General features: G+C 46.5%; 20 protein-coding genes and 1 pseudogene. 7 read left to right on the top strand and 14 right to left on the bottom strand.

All coding sequences use genetic code 11. The features are described from left to right. Positions 1-12: 12 nt before the first annotated feature. The 3 genes from A7983_RS08560 to ycjG form a co-directional block, all read right to left on the bottom strand. Positions 13-1554 (bottom strand): glutathione ABC transporter substrate-binding protein, encoded by a 1542-nt coding sequence (locus A7983_RS08560; RefSeq protein WP_005967990.1) that lies wholly within the window; start codon positions 1552-1554, stop codon positions 13-15. A gap of 101 nt (positions 1555-1655) precedes the next feature. Continuing rightward, a complete protein-coding gene (locus A7983_RS08565; protein WP_005967987.1) occupies positions 1656-3527 on the bottom strand; it encodes an ABC transporter ATP-binding protein in 1872 nt (623 codons plus the stop codon). A gap of 44 nt (positions 3528-3571) precedes the next feature. Next, on the bottom strand, positions 3572-4540 hold the full coding sequence (gene ycjG / locus A7983_RS08570) for an L-Ala-D/L-Glu epimerase (protein WP_005967985.1): 969 nt from the start codon (positions 4538-4540) through the stop codon (positions 3572-3574). Between the two features lie 367 nt (positions 4541-4907). Between ycjG and rph the strand changes: the two genes are divergently transcribed. Both rph and pyrE read left to right on the top strand, forming a co-directional pair. Then, the gene (gene rph, locus A7983_RS08575) at positions 4908-5624 is read left to right on the top strand and encodes a ribonuclease PH (RefSeq protein ID WP_005967981.1); all 717 of its coding nucleotides are present in this window, start codon (positions 4908-4910) and stop codon (positions 5622-5624) included. A gap of 206 nt (positions 5625-5830) precedes the next feature. After that, a complete protein-coding gene (gene pyrE, locus A7983_RS08580; RefSeq protein WP_005967979.1) occupies positions 5831-6472 on the top strand; it encodes an orotate phosphoribosyltransferase in 642 nt (213 codons plus the stop codon). A gap of 54 nt (positions 6473-6526) precedes the next feature. Here pyrE and slmA read toward each other — a convergent pair whose 3' ends face one another. The 3 genes from slmA to coaBC all read right to left on the bottom strand — a co-directional run bounded on the left by slmA (position 6527) and on the right by coaBC (position 8962). Continuing rightward, on the bottom strand, positions 6527-7123 hold the full coding sequence (slmA, locus tag A7983_RS08585; RefSeq protein ID WP_005967978.1) for a nucleoid occlusion factor SlmA: 597 nt from the start codon (positions 7121-7123) through the stop codon (positions 6527-6529). Positions 7124-7248: 125 nt separating this feature from the next. Further along, positions 7249-7707: a dUTP diphosphatase gene (gene dut / locus A7983_RS08590; protein WP_005967975.1), complete on the bottom strand. Its 459-nt coding sequence runs from the start codon at positions 7705-7707 to the stop codon at positions 7249-7251. Continuing rightward, the gene (gene coaBC, locus A7983_RS08595; protein WP_407670491.1) at positions 7685-8962 is read right to left on the bottom strand and encodes a bifunctional phosphopantothenoylcysteine decarboxylase/phosphopantothenate--cysteine ligase CoaBC; all 1278 of its coding nucleotides are present in this window, start codon (positions 8960-8962) and stop codon (positions 7685-7687) included. Before coaBC ends, dut begins: the two co-directional genes overlap by 23 nt. Before the next feature lie 153 nt (positions 8963-9115). On the opposite strand from coaBC, the gene radC reads away from it, so the two are divergent. The 5 genes from radC (at position 9116) to A7983_RS08620 (ending at position 12444) form a co-directional block, all read left to right on the top strand. Then, positions 9116-9781, top strand: a complete 666-nt coding sequence (radC, locus tag A7983_RS08600) for a RadC family protein (RefSeq protein WP_005967971.1) — start codon at positions 9116-9118, stop codon at positions 9779-9781. A 237-nt stretch (positions 9782-10018) separates the two neighbouring features. Further along, positions 10019-10255, top strand: coding sequence for a 50S ribosomal protein L28 (rpmB, locus tag A7983_RS08605; protein ID WP_005967968.1), 237 nt, complete (start codon positions 10019-10021; stop codon positions 10253-10255). A gap of 11 nt (positions 10256-10266) precedes the next feature. Continuing rightward, positions 10267-10434: a 50S ribosomal protein L33 gene (gene rpmG, locus A7983_RS08610; RefSeq protein ID WP_002208990.1), complete on the top strand. Its 168-nt coding sequence runs from the start codon at positions 10267-10269 to the stop codon at positions 10432-10434. Between the two features lie 219 nt (positions 10435-10653). Continuing rightward, positions 10654-11463, top strand: a complete 810-nt coding sequence (gene mutM / locus A7983_RS08615; RefSeq protein WP_005967911.1) for a bifunctional DNA-formamidopyrimidine glycosylase/DNA-(apurinic or apyrimidinic site) lyase — start codon at positions 10654-10656, stop codon at positions 11461-11463. Between the two features lie 183 nt (positions 11464-11646). Beyond that, positions 11647-12444 (top strand): glycosyltransferase family A protein, encoded by a 798-nt coding sequence (locus A7983_RS08620; protein ID WP_005967908.1) that lies wholly within the window; start codon positions 11647-11649, stop codon positions 12442-12444. 51 nt (positions 12445-12495) lie between these two features. Here A7983_RS08620 and coaD read toward each other — a convergent pair whose 3' ends face one another. The 8 genes and pseudogenes from coaD to waaO form a co-directional block, all read right to left on the bottom strand. Beyond that, positions 12496-12984, bottom strand: a complete 489-nt coding sequence (gene coaD / locus A7983_RS08625) for a pantetheine-phosphate adenylyltransferase (RefSeq protein WP_005967905.1) — start codon at positions 12982-12984, stop codon at positions 12496-12498. A gap of 36 nt (positions 12985-13020) precedes the next feature. Then, positions 13021-14298 (bottom strand): lipid IV(A) 3-deoxy-D-manno-octulosonic acid transferase, encoded by a 1278-nt coding sequence (waaA, locus tag A7983_RS08630; RefSeq protein ID WP_039478864.1) that lies wholly within the window; start codon positions 14296-14298, stop codon positions 13021-13023. A 175-nt stretch (positions 14299-14473) separates the two neighbouring features. After that, complete coding sequence (locus tag A7983_RS08635) at positions 14474-15904, bottom strand: glycosyltransferase (protein ID WP_005967901.1); 1431 nt, start codon at positions 15902-15904, stop codon at positions 14474-14476. A gap of 205 nt (positions 15905-16109) precedes the next feature. Next, positions 16110-17035: pseudogene (locus A7983_RS23230) on the bottom strand (IS3 family transposase). Positions 17036-17187: 152 nt separating this feature from the next. After that, positions 17188-18309 (bottom strand): UDP-galactopyranose mutase, encoded by a 1122-nt coding sequence (gene glf, locus A7983_RS08650; RefSeq protein ID WP_005968312.1) that lies wholly within the window; start codon positions 18307-18309, stop codon positions 17188-17190. A gap of 134 nt (positions 18310-18443) precedes the next feature. Further along, complete coding sequence (locus A7983_RS08655) at positions 18444-19340, bottom strand: glycosyltransferase (RefSeq protein WP_005968314.1); 897 nt, start codon at positions 19338-19340, stop codon at positions 18444-18446. 4 nt (positions 19341-19344) lie between these two features. Then, positions 19345-20238 (bottom strand): glycosyltransferase family 2 protein, encoded by an 894-nt coding sequence (locus A7983_RS08660; protein WP_005968316.1) that lies wholly within the window; start codon positions 20236-20238, stop codon positions 19345-19347. A gap of 13 nt (positions 20239-20251) precedes the next feature. Then, entirely contained in the window at positions 20252-21283 is a 1032-nt protein-coding gene (waaO, locus tag A7983_RS08665) for a lipopolysaccharide 3-alpha-galactosyltransferase (RefSeq protein ID WP_005968318.1), read from the bottom strand. Positions 21284-21285: the final 2 nt, after the last annotated feature.

A 21285-nucleotide genomic window follows, 5' to 3' on the forward strand; every position in this document is an offset into this window, starting at 1 on the left:
CTCCCTGACCGATTACTTAAATTCAGCTTGATCGAAGATCAGTGAGCCATCAGCCAGCATGTACACGCCGTCGAGGTTCTTGGTTTTACCGACGATATTGTCCGGTGAACCCAGGAAGACCACAGGCGCATCCTGCCAAATCTGACGCTGGGCATCAGCATAAGCAGCGGCACGTTTGTCGGTATCGGCAGTCGCTAATCCAGCAGTAATTGCTTTATCCGTGACCGGATTGCTGTAGTAGGAGACGTTATAAGCAACTGGAACCCAGGATTCAGTCGCAAACAGTGGACGTAGCGCCCAGTCGGCATCACCGGTAGATGGAGACCAACCGTTGTAGAACAGGTCAAATTCGGCCTCTTTCGGGTCTTTTACGCCAAACAGTTTGGCGTTACGCATCCCTGAATCCATCGGGGTGACGGTGACTTTGATGCCGACCTGCTCTAACTGCTGTTTGAAAAACTGTGCGCTGCGGATGTAGTCGGTGCGGTTCGTCGTCCACAGTTTCAAGCTCAGGCCGTTGGCGTAGCCCGCTTCTTTCAGCAGTGCCTTGGCTTTTTCTGGGTTATAGGTGTAGTTCGGCGAGGTCTGGCGTGCGAAGAACTGTACGTCCGGTGCCATCGCAGAGGAGGCAGGAACGCCCATGCCAGCAAAGCCCACTTTCAGCCAGATGTCGCGGTTGATGGCGTAGTTGAGCGCCTGACGCACGCGGATATCGTTAAGTGGCGGACGCAGGTTATTCATCGCCAGCCAGAACTGATAAATACTTGGGTCGCGCTGAATCGCCAGCTTGCTGTCGTTTTGTACGGTGCTAATCAGGTCAGAAGGCAACGGATAGATCGCATCGACCTGGCCAGATTTCAGTGATGCTACGCGGGTGGAATCTTCCGGCGTAGGGTAGAAGGTGACGCTGTCGACTTTCGGCCAGCCTTTCTGCCAGTAGTTGTCGAATTTCACCAGCTTCACGTCTTTACCCTGCTGCCATTCGGTGAATTTGAATGGGCCAGTCCCGACTGGGTGTACGCGCAACTGTGCTTCATCTGGATATTTCTTCAGCGCTTCCGGGCTGTGCATCACGGCAGACGGGTGCGCCAGCGTGTTCACAAAGGCACCGAAGGATTTGTTCAGCTCGATTTTAACCTGCGTTGGCGACAGCACGGTGACAGTTTGCACCATGTTAAACAGGCTGTTGCGCTTTAAGCCCTTGCTCTGATCCGCCAGACGGTCGAGGTTGGCTTTAACGGCATCGGCGTTGAACGGTGCGCCGTCCTGGAAGGTGATGCCTTCGCGCAGCGTCACGACAAACTCGGTGGCGGTATCGTTGCTGGTATAGCCCGTCGCCAGACGTGGTACCAGCTTCATTTTATTATCGAACTGGAACAGACGCTCGAAGATGCCACTCTGAATGGAGTAGCTCAGCGTGTCTGAGGTGTCGTGCGGGTCAAGTCCGGTGATATCGGCATAAATGGAAATACGAAGGTCTTGCGCCTGGGCAACAGCCGCCAGACACAGTGAGAGCCCGAGGGCAACGGCAGAGCGGCGAACGAATGGCTTCATGGTTATCTCTCCTGGTCAGCAATGAACGTGTGTTGTGTTTTATTAATACGTTGTGTTTTATGGCTATTTTTTGTCGCTATTTTTTGTAACTACATCGTGTTTCAGGCCGCCGATTCGTTGTCGGCAACCCAGTGCTGCGGCGCAACCTCGCGGTAGCGCGTTTTGGCGACGACCTCACCTGCTTTACGCAAGGGGGAGGGGATTTCGCTGTCGTCAAACTGGCGTGTACCACGACGGGTTGGGTCGGCAATCGGGACCGAGGCCAACAGGCGGCGGGTATACGGATGTTGTGGATCGTTAAATACCGACTGGCGCGGGCCGATCTCCACAATTTGGCCGAGGTACATCACCGCGACGCGGTTGGCGATGCGTTCGACCACCGCCATATCGTGTGAGATGAAAATCCACGACACGCCGGTTTTCTTCTGGAGATCCATCATCAGGTTGACAACCTGCGCCTGAATTGACACATCGAGCGCCGAAACGGCTTCATCAGCGATGATGACCTGCGGCTGTAGCGCCATCGCGCGGGCAATCGCGATACGCTGGCGCTGTCCGCCGGAAAATTCGTGTGGATAGCGGCGAGCGTGCTCAGGCAGCAGACCGACGCTTTTGAGCAGCGCCTGCACCTGCGGCGTCGCCTCTTCCAGCGATTTCACCAACCCGTGCAGCAGCAGCGGTTCGGCGATGGTGAAACCGACCGTCAGGCGCGGGTTGAGCGAGGCATACGGGTCTTGAAACACCATCTGCATTTCCCGGCGTAGCGGCTGGAAATCACGCTCTTTCATCTGAGAAATTTCGTTGCCCTGAAAATGAATGCTCTCGGCTTTGCTCTGTACCAGACGCAGCAAGGCACGTCCGGTGGTGGATTTGCCACAGCCACTTTCGCCGACGATCGCCAGCGTTTCGCCCGGCCAGACGTTGAAATCGATCTGCTCTACCGCGTGAACGTGGTGGGTCACCTTAGATAATATCCCGCTGCGTATCGGGTAATAGACGCGCAGCCCGCGAATATCTAACAGCGGCTCGGCATCATAGCGGGCGGTGACCTGTTCAATATTGTCTGGGTCGGCGGCCTGCCCCAACAGTGGGAAGCGTTTCGGCCACAGGCTCTCGCGCATGTCGCCCAGTTTGGGTACGGCGGCCAGCAGCGATTGGGTGTATGGGTGCTGCGGTGCAGCGAAAATCTGTTCGACAGTGCCTTGCTCTACGATTTCGCCACGATACATCACCACGACGCGGTCAGCGATTTCTGCGACTACGCCCATATCGTGGGTAATAAACAGTACTGCCATGTCGCTCTGTTGTTGCAGGTCGCGCAGGATTTGCAGAATGCGTGCCTGCACGGTGACATCCAATGCGGTGGTCGGTTCATCAGCTATCAACAGTTGCGGATCGCAGGCCAGCGCCTGTGCAATCATCACGCGCTGGCGCATCCCGCCGGACAGCGAGTGCGGGTAGCTTTTCATCACGCGATCGACGTCTGCAATGCGCACTTTACGCAGCAGTTCACGGGCTTTTTTGTCTGCACTGGCGGCATCGCAAATTTTGTGATCAAGCAGGGCTTCGGTGAGCTGGTCGCCGACTTTCAGTACCGGATTCAGTGAGGTCATCGGTTCCTGAAAAATCATGGCGAGATCGCGGCCACGCAGCTTACGGCGCGCTTCTGCTTTCATGCTTAACAGGTCATGCTGTTGGCCGTCGTGTGCGGTAAAACGGATTGCACCGCGCTCGATGTTGGCAGAATCGGCTAGCAATCCCATCACAGTGAGTGATGTCACGGACTTGCCTGAACCACTTTCACCCACCACGGCGACCACTTCACCTTTATTGACGGTAAAGGAAATGCCTTTTAATGCCTGATGCGTGCCGGAACGGCCGCTAAAGCTAACGTTCAGATCGTCGATTTCCAGTACAGGCCTGGGGGCGTTACCGGGTGCTGTGGCGGCACCCGCGTGCATGATATCCGTCATGGTCACTCCGGTTGAGGGTTTTAGGGTTGCTTTAGTTGAGAGCGTCATAGCCAGATTCGGCCAAGGTTATAGGTCAGATAAGGTGAGCTATCGGCAGCCAGCCAGATTGGGCCATCGAGATCGACATGGTCGGCGTCCGCCGCGATCGGCAGCGCGGCTTCCATTGCCATTGACGAGCCCAACATGCAGCCGACCATAATGCGCAGGCCGTGGAATCTTGCTTCGCGTACCATCGCCAGCGCCTCAGTCAGTCCGCCACACTTGTCCAGCTTGATGTTGATCATGTCATAACGACGGCGCAGCCCGACGATGTCACCGCTGTGGCGGCAGCTTTCATCCGCGCAGATGGGAATCGGATGGGCAAAGCGCTGTAAATCGTCGTCCTTGCCGACAGGAAGCGGTTGTTCGATCATCGCAACCTGATAAGGCAGCAGAGCCTTGGATAGGCTGTGTAAATCCAGCCCGCTCCAGCTTGCTCTCGCGTCAATAATCAATCTGGCATCAGGCGCGGCGGCACGAATGGCTGCAACCCGCTCCAGAATCAGCTCACGATCCAACTTGATTTTCAGCAGCAGTGCGCCGTGGGAAATAGCATTTGAGGCCGCGGCGGCCATTCTTTCCACGCTGTCGAGCGCCAACGTTTGCGCACAGACCACGGATGCGGGTGGACGAATGTCGAGGTGTTGCCACAGCGTCTGTTTTTTCAATGCGGTGTTGAGCCGCCACAGCGCACAGTCCAGTGCATTTCTGGCCGCGCCTGCCGATAACGCCTGCTGGAGTTGTTCAATGGTGAGGCCGTTTTCTATCGCCTCACGGATCGCAGAAAGTTGGTGGCATACGCTGTCGGCAGACTCGCCATAATAGGCGGCAGGCGTGCATTCGCCTTGTCCAATAAATCCTTTTTCTTCCAGCGAGACGCGGATAACGCTGACTACATGACGCGTGCCGTTATCGGCCGTGATGGGACGGGCCAGTGGCAGATTGACGGTTTCAATGTGCATATGCCGCATCATGATTTTTTCTCATTCACGCTCAAGGGATGAACGGACTATTTCATGATGCATCATCACTGACGAATACTTGTTTATGAGTAGGGTATAACCTCAGGTTATACCATAAGGATAAGGTATGACTGATGAAGAATTAACCGCTAATCTTGCAAATTTATCGGTGCTGGCGCAGGGTAAGATTAGGCAGCGCGTCACGAAAACCGTATATACTCGTCATACTTCAAGCTGCATGTGCGTTGGCTTCTCTTACTCACCCCAGTCACTTACTCATGTAAGCTCCTGGGGACTCGTGCGATTGCCATCTTCCTGCAACTCGAATTATTTAGTGTATAATGCGCGCCAGTTTTCATTGACCCACCGGAGATGAGCCATGCGCCCAACAGGCCGAAGTGCACAGCAAGTACGCCCCCTTACATTCACCCGTCATTACACGAAACACGCCGAAGGTTCCGTTTTGGTCGAGTTTGGCGACACCAAAGTGTTATGCAATGCCACGGTAGAAGAGGGTGTTCCGCGCTTTCTGAAAGGTCAGGGCCAAGGATGGGTCACTGCCGAATACGGTATGCTGCCACGTGCTACGCACAGCCGTAACGCACGTGAAGCCGCTAAAGGCAAGCAGGGTGGGCGGACGCTGGAAATTCAGCGCCTGATCGCACGTTCCCTGCGTGCGGCTATCGACCTGAAAGTGCTCGGTGAATACACCATTACGCTCGACTGTGATGTGTTGCAAGCGGATGGCGGCACACGTACGGCGTCTATCACCGGTGCTTGTGTGGCGTTGGCTGATGCGTTGAACCAGATGGTCGCCAACGGCAAGCTGAAAAAGAACCCGATGAAAGGCATGGTCGCAGCAGTTTCCGTCGGCATCGTTAACGGCGAAGCGCTGTGCGATTTGGAATACGTGGAAGATTCTGCTGCCGAAACCGATATGAATGTGGTCATGACTGAAGATGGCCGTATGGTTGAAGTGCAGGGAACGGCCGAAGGCGAGCCGTTCAGCCACGAAGAATTACTTACCCTGCTGGCACTAGCCCGAGGGGGAATCGATACCATCGTTCAGGCGCAGAAAGCTGCCTTAATCGATTGATTTTTAAAGCGACCAATTGGTCGCTTTTTTATACCCGTCATACTTCAAGCTGCATGTGCGTTGGCTTTCCTCGCTCACCCCAGTCACTTACTTGTGTAAGCTCCTGGGGACTCACTGCGTCGCCGCCTTCCTGCAACTCGAATTATTTAGGGTATATATAAATTACTCAATAACATGATTAATCCGTAAGACGAGGAGATGCAGTAATGAAAGCCTACCAGCGCCAGTTTATTGAGTTTGCACTCAGCAAGCAGGTATTGAAGTTCGGCGAGTTTACGCTGAAATCCGGGCGTATCAGTCCCTATTTCTTTAACGCCGGGCTGTTTAATACCGGGCGCGATTTGGCCTTACTGGGGCGTTTTTATGCCGAAGCTTTGGTTGATTCTGGTGTGGAGTTCGATCTGCTGTTCGGGCCGGCTTACAAAGGTATTCCTATTGCCACCACCGCAGCGGTAGCGCTGGCAGAACACCACGATCGCGACCTGCCTTACTGCTTTAATCGCAAAGAAGCCAAAGACCACGGTGAGGGCGGCAGCCTGGTCGGTAGCCCGTTGCAGGGGCGCGTGATGTTGGTGGATGACGTGATTACAGCAGGTACAGCGATTCGTGAATCGATGGAAATCATCGGTGCGCACGGTGCGACGCTGGCGGGTGTGATGATTGCGCTGGATCGTCAGGAGCGCGGTCGTGCCGATCTGTCTGCGATTCAGGAAGTTGAGCGTGACTATCAGTGCAAGGTGATTTCGATTATTACGCTGACGGATTTGATCACCTATCTGGCAGAAAAACCAGAGATGGCGGCGCATCTGGATGCGGTGAAAGCTTATCGTGAGCAGTACGGAATTTAATGTTGTGAGTCAGGAGCCCGCCAGAGATGTCTGGCGGGTTCTTAATCGCGGCGTTTAGTTCAATTGTGCGGCTAACAGCGGCCAGCGAGTATCGAATTCCTGCGTCGGACGATAGCGGAATTCAGAGCGAATAAAGCGCGACAGCATCCCTTCGCAAAACGCTAATAGCTGGCTAGCCAGCAGCGTTTCATCATGTTGGAAACCTTTGCCATCGCGTAGCTTATGTTCGCGCAATACCTGACGCAACTGCGATTCAATACGTTCAAACAGTTGGTTAATGCGCCCCTGTAAGCGATCCTGCTCAAACATCAGCGCGTGACCTGTCATGATACGAGTCAGACCAGGATTCCGTTCCGCAAACCCTAAAATCAGCAGCAAAATCAGACGAAGACGATTAAACGTTTCTTTTTCGTCTTGCAGAATCAGGTTAATGCGGGTGGTCAGGCTATCCTCAATAAATTCAATCAGGCTATCAAACATCCGCGTTTTACTGGGGAAATGCCGGTAGAGCGCCGCTTCGGACACGCCAACGTTCGCAGCCAGTTTTGCCGTGGTGATGCGTTGGCTACCGTCGCTGGATTCCAGCATTTGCGCCAGCGCCTGCAAAATTTCCTCGCGGCGATTCCTTTTCGTATTTTCTTTTTCTGCCATGTCTGAAAAGACCCTTGCTAAATATTTGACTGACAAGCACCCAGTAGCGCCACAGTCGCCATTTCCTTTTGGATAGGCGCTGTGGCTTATATGAATTTTTTACACTATGGGGTGGCTAGAGCGCGTTAGCTACGGCCGGAGTGGCCGAAGCCGCCTTCTCCACGTTCGCTGCCGACGAAATCTTCGACCAGATTGAATTCAGCCTGAACGACGGGCACAAAAACCATCTGCGCGATGCGCTCGCCCGGTTCAACCGTAAACGATTGTTGACCCCGGTTCCAGACGGAAACCATCAGTTGTCCCTGATAGTCTGAATCGATCAGACCAACCAGATTCCCTAGCACTACGCCGTGCTTATGGCCCAGCCCGGAGCGAGGTAGGATAACGGCTGCCAACCCGGTATCGGCAATGTGAATCGCCAGCCCGGTTGGAATCAGAGTGGTTTCTCCGGCTTTGAGTTCAATCGCTTGATCCAGACAGGCACGCAGATCGAGCCCGGCAGAACCCGGTGTGGCATAGGTTGGTAACGGAAATTGCTGCCCAACGCGTGGGTCAACAATCTTAACGTCGATTTTTTTCATCATAACGGCTGATAATCTCGTCGATTAATTTTTGGCCAAGAAGACGCTTGTCGCACTGCGGCAACGGCGTGTTTCCACCTTGCCAGAAAAGGTGTAACGCATTGGTTTCACTGTTAAAACCATGCCCGGAAAGAGAGACGTTGTTCGCGCAAATCAGGTCCAGTTTTTTACGCGCCAGTTTCTGCCGGGCGTATTCTTCCACATTCTGGGTTTCGGCAGCAAACCCGACAACATAAGGACGATTTTTCGTCATCGCGGCGACACCAGCGATAATATCTGGATTTTTGACCAGAGTGAGAGTCATTTCATCACCCTGCTGATTCTGTTTTTTAATCTTCTCATCGGCGATATGTTTGGCACGATAGTCTGCAACGGCAGCACAACCGATAACAATGTGCTGCTGCGCTGCGTGCTCCATCACCGCGTGTTCCATCTCCAGCGCGCTGCCGACATCAATACGCGTGACGCCGTGCGGTGTAGCAAGCGAAACTGGGCCGCTCACCAGTGTGACGTTAGCGCCACGAGCGGCAGCAGCCTGTGCGATAGCAAAGCCCATTTTTCCAGAGCTGTGATTGGTGATAAAGCGAACCGGATCCAGCGCCTCTCTTGTCGGCCCAGCGGTGACCAGAATGCTCAGATGTTGCAGATCGTTGATGGCAGAAAAATGACGCTGCGCCAGCCCAACAATGTCCATCGGGTCGATCATGCGACCCGGCCCAACATCGCCACACGCCTGACTGCCGCTATCTGGCCCCCAGATCGGCAAGCCTCGTGCGGCTAGCGTGCGCAGGTTGTCCTGCGTGGGCTCTGCGCGATACATCTGCTGATTCATCGCAGGGACAACGGCGATAGGTGCAGATGTTGCCAGACAAATAGTGGTCAGGAGGTCGTTCGCCATACCAGCGGCGACGCGGGCAATCAGGTCGGCGGTGGCTGGGGCAAGAATGACTAAATCAGCCCATTTCCCTAACTCGATGTGGCCCATTGAGGCTTCCGCTGCGGGGTCGAGCAGGTCGTCTGATACGGGATAACCAGAGACGGCTTGTAGCGTCAGTGGAGTGATGAAAGCTTTAGCGGCAGAGGTCATGACAACCCGAACGTCGGCCCCGCCATCGCGCAGGCGTCGTACCAGTTCCGGGCACTTATAAGCAGCAATGCCGCCGCTGATACCCAGCACGATTCGTTTGCCGGAGAGTGCGTTCAGGCTGGAAAATTCCGTCATCATCATGGTCCGATTAAAAGTCCGAAGATACGCCATTTTACCATAACCTTGCGATCAGATAAGAATCTTAAGGTCGTTGTCAGGGGTTTCCTAAGAAGATTGCGAGGCGCTTCGCAGCCTTTTATCAGCGATATCGTCCTGTTTTTGCCAGCGTGACATGATGTTGTCGAGCGGTACAGGGAGAGGCTGATGGGTTGGGAAAAGGGGTTGGCACCGCGTGAAAAACTGGTGCGTTTAGGTGCGGAATCGCTGACGGATGCCGAACTGCTGGCGATTTTTCTACGCACAGGGCTACCCGGTGTGCATGTGATGCAGTTGGCAGAGGGATTACTGGCGCAGTTTGGGTCGCTCTATCAACTGATGATGGCCGATCAGTCTGCGTTTCACAGCGCCAGAGGTGTAGGAATATCAAAATATACGCAGCTTAAGGCGATCGCAGAGCTGTCGCGGCGGTTGTTTTTCTCTCGCTTGGCGAAAGAGGATGCGATGCTAAACCCAGAAGCGACCGGTCAATATTTGCAGTTGCTACTGTCACGACGTGAGCGCGAAGTTTTTTTAGTCCTGTTTTTGGATAATCAGCATCATGTTATTCGCCATCAGGAGATGTTTGTTGGTACGATTAGCAGCGTGGAAGTACACCCGCGTGAAATTGTGCGTGAAGCGCTAAAGGCGAATGCCGCCGCGCTGATTTTGGCGCATAATCACCCGTCGGGAAAAGCGGAGCCGAGTCAGGCTGACCGTGCGATAACCGAACAGATTGTCAAAGCGTGCCTGTTAATGGAGATCCGCGTGCTCGATCATTTAGTCATTGGGCATGGTGAATACGTTTCTTTTGCCGAGCGTGGCTGGATTTAACAGATATTTCCACGATCCAGTGGGATCTTTAGCTGTTCGGGACTTGAGCACTTACGCTTCAGAGCGTATACTACGCCACCTTTGAGAATCTTGGGTGTGGCGTTAAGAGCCTATCTCAGCAGGTTTATCCTGATGACAGAGTCTTTTCAGTGAAGTTGCTGAGATGGGCTCTAAAGCCTGACGAGGCGGCCAAACCCTATACGAAGCTCGAGCTGATTTGATTTTTGGAGAATAGACATGTCCCGAGTCTGCCAAGTTACTGGCAAGCGTCCGGTGGCCGGGAACAACCGTTCCCACGCACTGAATGCGACCAAACGCCGTTTTCTGCCGAACCTGCATTCACACCGTTTTTGGGTTGAAGGCGAGAAGCGCTTTGTAACACTGCGTGTATCTGCTAAAGGTATGCGTGTTATTGACAAGAAGGGTATTGAGACGGTTTTGGCCGATCTGCGTGCCCGTGGTGAAAAGTATTAAGGAACTGAATCATGGCTAAGGGTGTTCGCGAGAAGATCAAGCTTGTTTCTTCTGCTGGTACTGGTCACTTCTATACCACTACGAAGAACAAACGTACTAAGCCGGAAAAATTGGAACTGAAGAAATTCGATCCAGTTGTCCGTCAACACGTTCTGTACAAAGAAGCTAAAATTAAGTAATTTTTGCTCCTTTATAAAAAACCCAGCTAAGGCTGGGTTTTTTTTTGGCAGTTGCCTGTCAGGCACGTGTCGACTTGTCTTCACTGATTTGTTTTAACTGCTGTGGGTAAAATATGTCAGTGGTGGCTTTGTTTCCCGCCACACCCTCTGTCTTGCGGGTCGTCACTGATGATATCCTGTTGTTTATGCGAATGTAGCCACCTTTATCAGGAGACACACATGCCTGAATTGCCTGAGGTTGAAACCAGTCGTCGGGGAATTTCACCGTATCTTGTCGGTCACGCCATTCTTTATGCGGAAGTGAGGAACGCGCGCCTGCGCTGGCCGGTATCGGCTGAGATCCTCTCACTGAGCGATGAGCCAGTGCTCAGTGTGCGTCGGCGGGCAAAATATCTGCTGATTGAACTCACGCGTGGCTGGATTATCGTGCACCTCGGTATGTCTGGCAGCCTGCGGGTGTTGCCAGAATATGCCGAACCTGAAAAGCACGATCATGTTGATTTGGTGATGGATAGCGGCAAGGTATTGCGTTACACCGATCCCCGGCGTTTTGGCGCTTGGCTGTGGACGGATAATCTAGAAACCTGCTCGGTATTGGCGCATCTGGGGCCCGAGCCGTTAGAGGCGGAATTCTCTGCAGATTATCTCTATCAGGCGTCACGCGGTAAAAAAACAGCAATCAAGCAGTGGATTATGGATAACAAAGTGGTGGTTGGCGTAGGTAATATTTACGCGAGTGAATCGCTGTTCGCTGCTGGCATCCATCCTGACAGAACCGCCGGATCGTTAAATGAAAACGATGCAGCCGTATTGGTTCGTGTGATTAAGCAGGTGTTACAGCTTTCGATTGAGCAGGGTGGTACGACGCTGCGTGACTTTTTGCAATCAGATGGCAAGCCAGGTTATTTCGCGCAGGAGTTACGGGTCTATGGCCGCAGCGGTGAACCTTGCCGGACCTGTGGGACACCAATAGAAACCGCGAAACATGGGCAGCGTAGCACGTTCTTTTGCCGCCGTTGTCAGAAGTGATTTTGGATAAAAATAACGCCAGACTTGCCGTTTTAAGGGCGAATCTGGAAAAGCATCAACAAGATTACAAAACTGAGGATTTTATCGGTGAACCATAAGTACTCTACTGCTGCACGGTATTCGCTTGATAAGCAGCATATAAAGTTAACCTACGTTACGCACTTTTACTGCAATCAGGACAATATGGATTCCGTATTTTCATTGCTGCGGCTGTATGAGCAGTTGCCGGAAGATATCAGAACTGCGGTAGAGTTCGTGATTGTCGATGACGGTTCACCGATTAAGTACGACATTGGCTCGTTTGATCTGAACATCACCTGGCTGCGTATTAATGAAGATATTCCATGGAATCAGGCTGGTGCGCGCAATTTAGGGGTGACCTACGCCAAGTCTGACAAAATATTCATCACCGATCTTGACCACGAGTTGCCGGAGTCCTCATTCCGCTATCTGATCAATTGCCGTAACCCTAGCCGTAATTTCTACAAAATCTATCGGGAAAGTCGTGAAAACGGCATCAAAAAACGCGGGAAAGTGTGTAACGTTGGCGACAGGTATTATGGTCATCCGAACACGTTCTTTATGTCGCGTGCACGCTTTATGCGTTTCTTTGGCTACGATGAGGAATTTTCCGGAAATTATGGCTCAGAAGATTTCCGCTTCGTTAAGTACCAAAAGTACCAGGGTTCGCGCCAACATTATTTACCGAAGAGCATCCGTTGTTTTGAACGGGAAGTGGATCGGGAAGAGAGTTACCATACGTTACAGCGCGACCTTTCCGCCAATACGCCGATTGATAAGCGTAAGAAGCAAGAGTGTAGCTTGTTCGGTTATGAGTATGGGCAGAGCCGTATTTTCCTCAACTTTACCTGGGAAATTAAATACCGTAACAACGTAATGCCAGCGACATTGCCTCCACTAAATACATGGTGGCGTCCACTGTGGTGGTTTCGTTATCTATGCGGTACATTGGCGCGTTAATCACACTGCTTTTTCCGGCGGAGGAACGTTACCCATCCGCCGGATTATCGATTACTTACCCTGCGCCAGTTTTTGCTTAAGCGCCGAGCCAACCGCATCGGGAAGAAAATGCGATACGTCACCACCGTGACGAGCCACTTCTTTGACCAGAGAAGATGAAATAAACGACCACTCTTCTGATGGCATCAGGAACACGCTTTCGAGAGTAGGCATCAGGTGGTGATTCATTTTTGCGAGCTGGAGTTCATATTCGAAATCGGCAACGGCTCGCAAACCACGCACAAGAATATTGGCTTTTTGCTGTTGTGCGAAGTGCACCATAAGATCGCTGAAACCGACTACGTCGACGCTGGATAAATGCTGCGTCGCACCCTTTGCCAGCGCCACGCGTTCATCCAGAGTGAAAAGTGTATGTTTGCTCGGGCTGGCAGCGATGGCCAGCACCACATGGTCGAACAGTCGTGATGCACGCGTCAGCAGATCCAAATGACCATTGGTTAGCGGATCGAACGTTCCGGGATAAATCGCTTTGGTTGTCATCATATCAGCCCTTTATTCACAATCTCGATAACGGCTTCACTGTGTCCGCTGGGGCAAATAAGGCTCCAATAGCGTTAGCAGCATCTGTAGTGCACCCTGATTTTGGTGTAATACTTCTACGGCGTGTCGACCATAGTAGAGGCGATAATCTTCGTCAGCGAGCAGTTTTCCTACTTCTTTTCCAAGTGAGTCTGCATCGGTGACGGTAATCAGCCCGTCAGCCTGGTCTAGTTTGTTGCAGATATCTTTGAAATTGAACGTGTGTGGCCCCATTAATACCGGGATAGCATGCGCTGCCGCCTCTAACGGATTATGCCCGCCTCGCTCAACCAAACTTCCACCGACAAAAGCCAGATCGGCGATGCCGTACAACAGCATCAGTTCGCCCATTGTGTCACCAATTACCACTTGAGTGTTCGCCGGAGGCTGTTCACCACTGCTGCGCAGCGTGTAGGTGAATCCCAAATTTTCTGCTAACACCTGTGTGGTAGAGAAACGTTCCGGGTGGCGAGGAACAAGAATCAGTAATAAGTCGGGGTAAGTGCCAAGCAACTGTCGGTGAGCGGCCAGAACGATTTCTTCTTCACCTTCATGTGTACTGGTCGCTATCCATACTGGACGGTGTGGTGCCCATTGTCGGCGTAATGTAACCGCTCTAGCAGCCAATTCCGGCGTAACAGAGATATCAAACTTGAGACTTCCGGTCACTTTCAGGCTGGAGCGTTTCAGCCCAAGATCGATAAATCGATTCCCATCTTCCTGATTCTGTGCAGCGACGAGTGTGATTCGCTGCAAAATATGGCGCATGAGCTTGCCGATCTTTTTGTAACCCGTCGCAGAGCGTTCTGATAACCGAGCATTTGCAATGACCAGGGGAATTTCGCGTTTATGCAGTTCCGCGATCAAATTTGGCCATAGTTCGGTTTCCATAATGATGACGATTTTCGGACGAACCTGATTAAAAAAACGCTTTAGGGCACAGGGTAAATCATAAGGCAGATAAACATGATAGACCGTATCGCCAAAAGCGGAACGCACACGCTCAGAGCCAGTAGGTGTCATTGTTGTTACTGTGATCGGTAGATTGGGATAGCGATGACGCAGCGCTCTAACTAAAGGAATAGCGGCCAACGTTTCACCCACCGAGACCGAATGCAGCATGATACCGTCTGGTTTGACCTTCTCAGCACAAAAACCGTAGCGTTCACCCCAACGCCGACGATAAGCAGGCGCTTTGCGGCCACGAAGCCACAGGCGAAGCCAAATCAACGGCTGGATGAGGTACAGGATAATGGTGTAGAGAGTTTGTAACATAATACCTACTATTATTGATCTCTGGAGTAATTTTGTCGAGTTCATGGAGGTAAGATTATAAGTAATAACCATAACTATCCAATTAAATAGAAAGGTATAGGCCTTTTCTATTTAACTACTTCAAGATTAGAGTTTTTTTGGATAGAACGTTAATTTATTAAGATTGTTATAAAAATCATTTATTATTAATGAGGGTCATGTACTCATTATTTAATATGTGTAAGTGCTCTTTCAGTGAAATAGGTGTAAGTGAGTTTTCAAAGTAATTTAAATCAATATTATTGAAGTTGGAAAGCAAAAATATTAATTTTTCGTTGAAAGAGGATGCATCCCCAGAACGAAACGTAAAATATTTATTTCTATTATGTAATTCACTTGCTCCGCCAAGATCACTCGTCAATATTGGAATGTGACGACAATGCATTTCTATTGCAACTTGTGGTAAGTTATCTTCCCAAATAGGAGGAACTATTCCGAGATCAACATTTTTTAAAATATCAGACAGATTGTCATGAGTGTAACCATCGTGGTATTCAATTTTATTAAATGACTTAGCTACTTCATAGAGCATTGGTAAATATTCATTATCCTTTTTTGCAGCGATGACCAAGTTAATGTTTTTAGCAATACGCTGATCAAGTTTCCCTAAAGCTTCTAAAAGAAAAGGGAAACCTTTAGATTTCCTCATGTATCCTAAATAACATAAGGTAATCTTCTTGTTTTTTGAAAAATCAAGAAAAGCTCTTTCTTTACTGTTATTGAAAAAACTACTATGTGCTGTCCCGATGTAAATGACTTTACTTTTTTTTCCGTTAATTCCGTGCCTTATAAATATCTCTTCTACTCTTTTAGAAACAGGAATGATAAGATCAACGTATTTATTTATAGAGTCTATGAAGTAATCTCTACGTTGAGAATTCATTTCATTTTCTGTAATTCCTCTCTCGTTTCTTACTTTTTTCTTGAATAATGTGCTTACTGTTTTTCTTGTGATTTTATGTATTATTCGGGATGCAATATCATTTTCCTTAATGTTGAATTTATCTAATACCCCCCCTACATAATAATGACTTTTTACTAATGTGGCGCTTTTTCGTTTGGCGCACTTAAGGCATCTTTTTCCGTTATCGTAATTAATACAATTTTGATCGTTAGCAAAAAAGAGGTCTACTTGAGGGCAGAGAGTATAATAGTTATGTAAGGATAATACGATTTTTATTTTTGGGAATTTTTCTTTTATTATTTTTAGCGTTCTAACAGGAATGCCTTCTAGGTTGTTAAAGTGTAAAATATCAATTTTTCCAAAAGAGGCTAAGGTAGAAATAAATACCTTCTCTGTGTCTGGTGCTTCAAGTTGTTCCGGAGAAGCGAAAGCGAAAGATGCTGGCGCAATAGTATTTGAATTATAAATTACTGCACAGTTTCCATCCTTGACGAAAAAAGGTTTTTTAAAAGGGGGGGTGAATGAGCACCCTGAGGAAATAAAAAAAACCTCACCATCAATTAATGATGAATTCTTGAGGATATTTCTTTGGTAAACATCTACTCCACCACCACGAATGTTTCTTTCTCTGACGTTGCTCCAGTTGTAATAACAAATATTCATAATATATATAAAACATCCTGATAAATGGTAATTGCTTTTTGTAAAAAATAGTTATAGATAAATAACTGCGCCGAATAGCATTACACTTTTTCCTTTCCATGGCTGGAGTCGGGAAAGGGATTTACTGTTCCTATAAAATGGCGAATTTTGTCCAGTAACTACCACATGAAACGGCTGATCCTACCCACGTAATGTGGACACAGCCCTAAGCGAGGTTCTGGTTTTCAAATTGTTCCGGGCTGAGACTGCCACAAGCACTGTGACGTCGCCACCGATTGTAATCGCTCTCGATATAATTAAACACTGTTGTTCGCATTATTTCCCGGCTGATAAAGCGTTCCCCGTGGATGCATTCCACTTTCAGTGAATGGAAAAAACTTTCCACACAGGAGTTATCGTAGCAACAACCCTTTGCACTCATGCTGCCATGCAGATTATGCCGTTTCAGCAGGATCTGGTAATCCGCTGAACAGTACTGTCCGCCACAGTCGGTATGGACAATAACGTTTTTCGGTCGCTTACGACGCCAGAGCGCCATCTGTAACGCAACTGGCCAATAGCGGCTCGTGACCACAGGTCAATGACCACCGCGAGATACAGCCAGCCCTCATCCGTGCGAAGATACGTGATATCACCTGCCCACTTCTGGTTCGAGCCGCTGGCGATGAAGTCCTGCTTCAGCAGGTTTTCCGATACCGGCAGGCCATGTTCACGGTAGCTGACCGGACTGAATTTACGGCTGGCTTTCGCCCGCAACCCCTGACGGCGCAGGCTCGCAGCAATGGTTTTGATGCTGAACTCTGCCTGATGCTTTTCGATAAAGATATACTTTATTTCAGGCGCTTCGCGAAGTATGTCGCGGCCTTTTTGGAGACTAGCCAGTTCTTCATCGCGCTCCTCCAGTTGGCGCTTCAGGCGCGCATTTTCGGCAGCCAGTTCATTCTCGCGCAGTGATGAGTTCATCTGCTGGTGTTGTTTACTCCGTCAGTTGTAGAGTTGGGATTCATACAGGCTGAGTTCACGGGCAGCAGCAGCGATTCCAATACGCTCAGCCAATTTAAGGGCTTCATCGCGGAATTCGGGCGTGTACTGTTTACGGGGCGTTTTACTGATTGGTACTGGTTTTGTCATGAGTAATCACCTCTGATTGAGAGTTTACTCACTTAGCCGCGTGTCCACTATTGCTGGGTAGGATCAGTTTTTGACGATTGATCAGATCGCAAAAATAGAACTGAGTTTCTTTCAAAGTGATCTACTATTCAACGCAGTTATTTATATAAAACTTATTCCACTACTATATTAGTATGTATTCTGTAAAGAGCGGCAGCAATGACTTGATGCATGTCATAATACTTATATTCAGCTAATCGGCCACCAAAAATTACTTTTTCTTCCTTTTTAGATAATTCTCTATATTTTTTAAAAATTTCCATGTTCATTTCATCATTCACAGGGTAGTAGGGTATATCCTTAGGTGTACATTCAGAAGGAAATTCTTTAGTAATTATCGTGTGTTTAGTATTGACTCCATCAAAATGCTTATGTTCGATAATTCGAGTAAATTTTACAGAGTCATCAGTATAGTTGATTACCGCATTACCTTGAAAGTTCTCTTTATTATGATTTTCATGTTGAAAATGAAGTGTACGGTATGCCAATCTACCATATTGGTAATTATAATATTCATCTATAGGACCAGTATAGATGATTTTTTTTGCTATATTAATGTAATGTTCTTTTTCTTTAAGGAAATCTGTATTAAGTACTACTTTTGAATTGGCCAGCATTTTTTCTATGATAGAGGTATAACCCCCAATAGGAATTCCCTGGTACCGATCAGAAAAGTAGTTATTATCATAAGTGAATCTAACAGGTAAGCGATTGATTATGAATGCAGGAAGCTCTTTTGCACTACGACCCCATTGTTTTTCTGTGTATGATTTTATGAGAATCTCATAGATATCTCTACCGACCAAAGATATTGCTTGTTCTTCGAGGTTTTTAGGTTCGATATGAGAAATTTCTTTCCTTTGTTGTTCTATTTTATTTTTTGCTTCTTCTGGTGTAATTGTGCCCCAAATTTGATAAAAAGTATTCATGTTAAAAGGGAGGTTATACAATTTCCCTTTATATGAAGCGAGCGGTGAATTAGTGAAACGATTGAATTCTGCGAATTGATTTATATAATCCCAAATCTTTTTTTCATTAGTATGAAAGATATGTGCTCCGTATTTATGGATGTTTATCCCATTATTTTGTTCAGTATAAATATTCCCTCCCAAATGTTGTCTTTTTTCTAAAACAAGTACTTTTTTACCTAACTTTGTTAGTTCATAAGCACAAACTGCACCATAAAGTCCAGAACCAACAATTAAATAGTCATATTCATAGTCGATTTTCTTCACTTTTTAACCTCCGATTTTATATTCCAAATTTTATTTTTATTTTCAAATTTCTATCAATGATGGAAATTTCATTGATTAAATTATTTTATGCGGTTAGCAATCGAATTTATATTATTTATCAACCTAGAAATCATTCATGGTCTCCAGCGTGGATTATATATTTCATCGATTCCTTTTTTGTTTTCTTGCACGGAATATAGAACTGATTTTAATAATTCTTTCTCATGTGAAATATTTGATTTACTTATTCTTTTTCTCAATTGGAATAGCATTTTTAGGTAGGTGAGGTAAGCATGTTTCTTGTACATGAAAAGTTTATTCCGTTCGCCATAAAATGTTTTCCATGTGATTTCGTTAGTTAGGTTCGGAGTGTCGTGATATATTTTTGCTTTAGGTATGCATATTATTTTCCCTATTTTACTTAATCGCCATGAATGCTCCGTATCATCATTCCAGATAAAGTAATCTTTATCTGTTAGGCCTGCTTTTTTTATTTTATCTGCATTAATAACAGTACCTACGTAGGAAAACAGATCTAATTCAAATTCTGGTTTATTATACTCAATGAGTGGAACACTCCTCTCTTTTTTGAATATAACCTTATGGTTTAGAATTCTTCTTCTATGTGCTTTATCAATATATCCATTGTTGATAACGGAACAACATATAGCGGAATAATTATCAATTTTAATTTTTTTAATTTTATCTCTAATTAATGAGAAACAATTTTTATCTGGAAATGCGTCATCATCAGATAACCAGATCCATTCCGCATTCAAATTTAATGCATACTTAATCCCTTCATAAAAACCACCGCTCCCACCTATATTTTCACTTAAATTAATATGGTGTACATTAGTATATTTTGTTTTTTTATTCCAAGTTTTTATTACATCCTCTGTTCCATCTGTAGAGTTGTTGTTTACTATAATAATACTTTCAGGTGGAGATGTTAATTCATCAAAGTATTGTAATGTTTTAATTAATGATTCTTTTCTGTTATAGGTGACAATAACTGCAGAAATATTCATTAATTCAATCCTTGAAATTGCTGGAAATACTTTTTTCATTAGCAATATGGAACCGTGTTCTTGGATGTTTCTTCGTTATGGCACATTGAATTAACTTTATAAAACCTAAGAGACTTATTTTATACTTAATCTTTAAATTGATGCAGTATATAATATTTTTTAAAAGTATTTTTTTTCTATTGTAGATCCGTGATAATAATTTATCATATCCTACTTCTAATTTTTTTGATTCATGCATCTTCTGCGGGTCATCTTTTTCAGAAAGATGGTGTAGAGTCTTACCAACACAAATTCCCTTGAGTGAATTAAATTTCTTTATGTTATTAAAAAATTCGGTATCTACACGATAAAAAGCATATCTTTCATCAAAACATTTAGTTCCTGTAGATTTTATTAATGAAACTAAATGAGATGAGAATGATATACATGAACCTATAGCATAACAGTCTCCTAAATTAAATTCTCCATAATGAAAAGGCTTGTGGTCAGGATATGAAGGGCTTTTTATTTTCGTTTCATCATTGGGTGAATAAATTAATGGTAATATCACATGGTAATTTTTATTATCATAAATATTTTTGAAAAAATCTTTGCTTATCAGTGTATCTTGATCAAATATTGTATAATAATCATTGTCAGGATTGTTTTCTATAAAAAAGTTGTAAATCATACTTAGTGAAATATTTCGGCAGTCTTGATATATTTCACTTTTTATATTCTGCTCTTTACATCTTTCAAGATACTGTTGTATATCTTCTTTTTCCAATGTTGATGGGCCGTTATTCCATATTACTATGGTCAGTTCAATATCATTTTTTAGTGATTTAAATAAATTTGTTATTGTCTCGGAATTAAGAATTTTTGAATTATAGAGAACTACAACAGCAGCAATTTTCAATTATATTTCCTTGTCATTTTACTACGATTGATACCAGTTTCTTATAAAAATATTTTATTATTTTTATAAGAAATAAGGAATATTTTTTTTTCTTTAAATAATGTTTTGCACTATATCTTAGTTGACTAGGTGTGGTTGGCTTCTCAAGAGAAATGGAATCCCAAGGAGAACATTCTTTAGCAAGATAGAAAAACTTGGTACTAGGATATTCAGCCCATTCATGCCATGGCTTTGTTGGGCCAATATAATGAATGAAAACTGTATTATCCGTTATAGGATGAGGATAGTGTTCACCAAATTTACATTTTAACTCGTAATTAATGCTGAATTGAGTGTTGTATTTTTTATCAAGAAAAAGAATATGACCTGGTAGTAATATATTAAGAATATCCTGATCTGGGTAAGAGATCTTTCCTGTGATGTCTTTATCCATCAGCATAGTTATCGTTTTTGTTGTGATATTATTTTGGTGCCAGTTTTTTAAATTGATCAATAAGAAGCCTGAATTGAAATAACCATTCTTGATGGCCGGTGTTCCCAAGCGGTCGGCACACTTTTTCCACCAAAGATTGTCGCCTTCCGCTACGGCGGCGACAATGTGCTGGCTGATATCTAGTGCGGCAAGTTCTTGCAGCGAACCGTTACACACAATGTCTGAATCAAGGTAGATGATCTTATCAAGTTGTTGATAAAAATAGTCAGTAACGAGAAAGCGAAAATAAATAGCGTATGACCAATTCTTAGTACTAGGCAGGCGTTTGAGCCATTCACAGTTAACGTTATATAAGGTAATGGTGGTGTGGTATTGCTCGGCGAGTGTTTGAAAACGTTTTTTGCTATCTTCGTTTAATGTGTCGGTAAATATGTGAAATGCCAGCGACTGCTCTGGGTTTTTAAGCAGTATTGAAGTAATCGCAATCGCACAACCAAATAGAAAATTTTTATCGGTGCCAAATGCAATATTCAACGGATTTTTATCGGGGGCCACCGGAATATATGAGAAACAGAGTGTTTCCGTTATGACATCTTCTTTTTTGAAATACATAA

Origin of the sequence: Pectobacterium wasabiae CFBP 3304 (assembly GCF_001742185.1) — a bacterium.
Lineage (GTDB): Bacteria > Pseudomonadota > Gammaproteobacteria > Enterobacterales > Enterobacteriaceae > Pectobacterium > Pectobacterium wasabiae.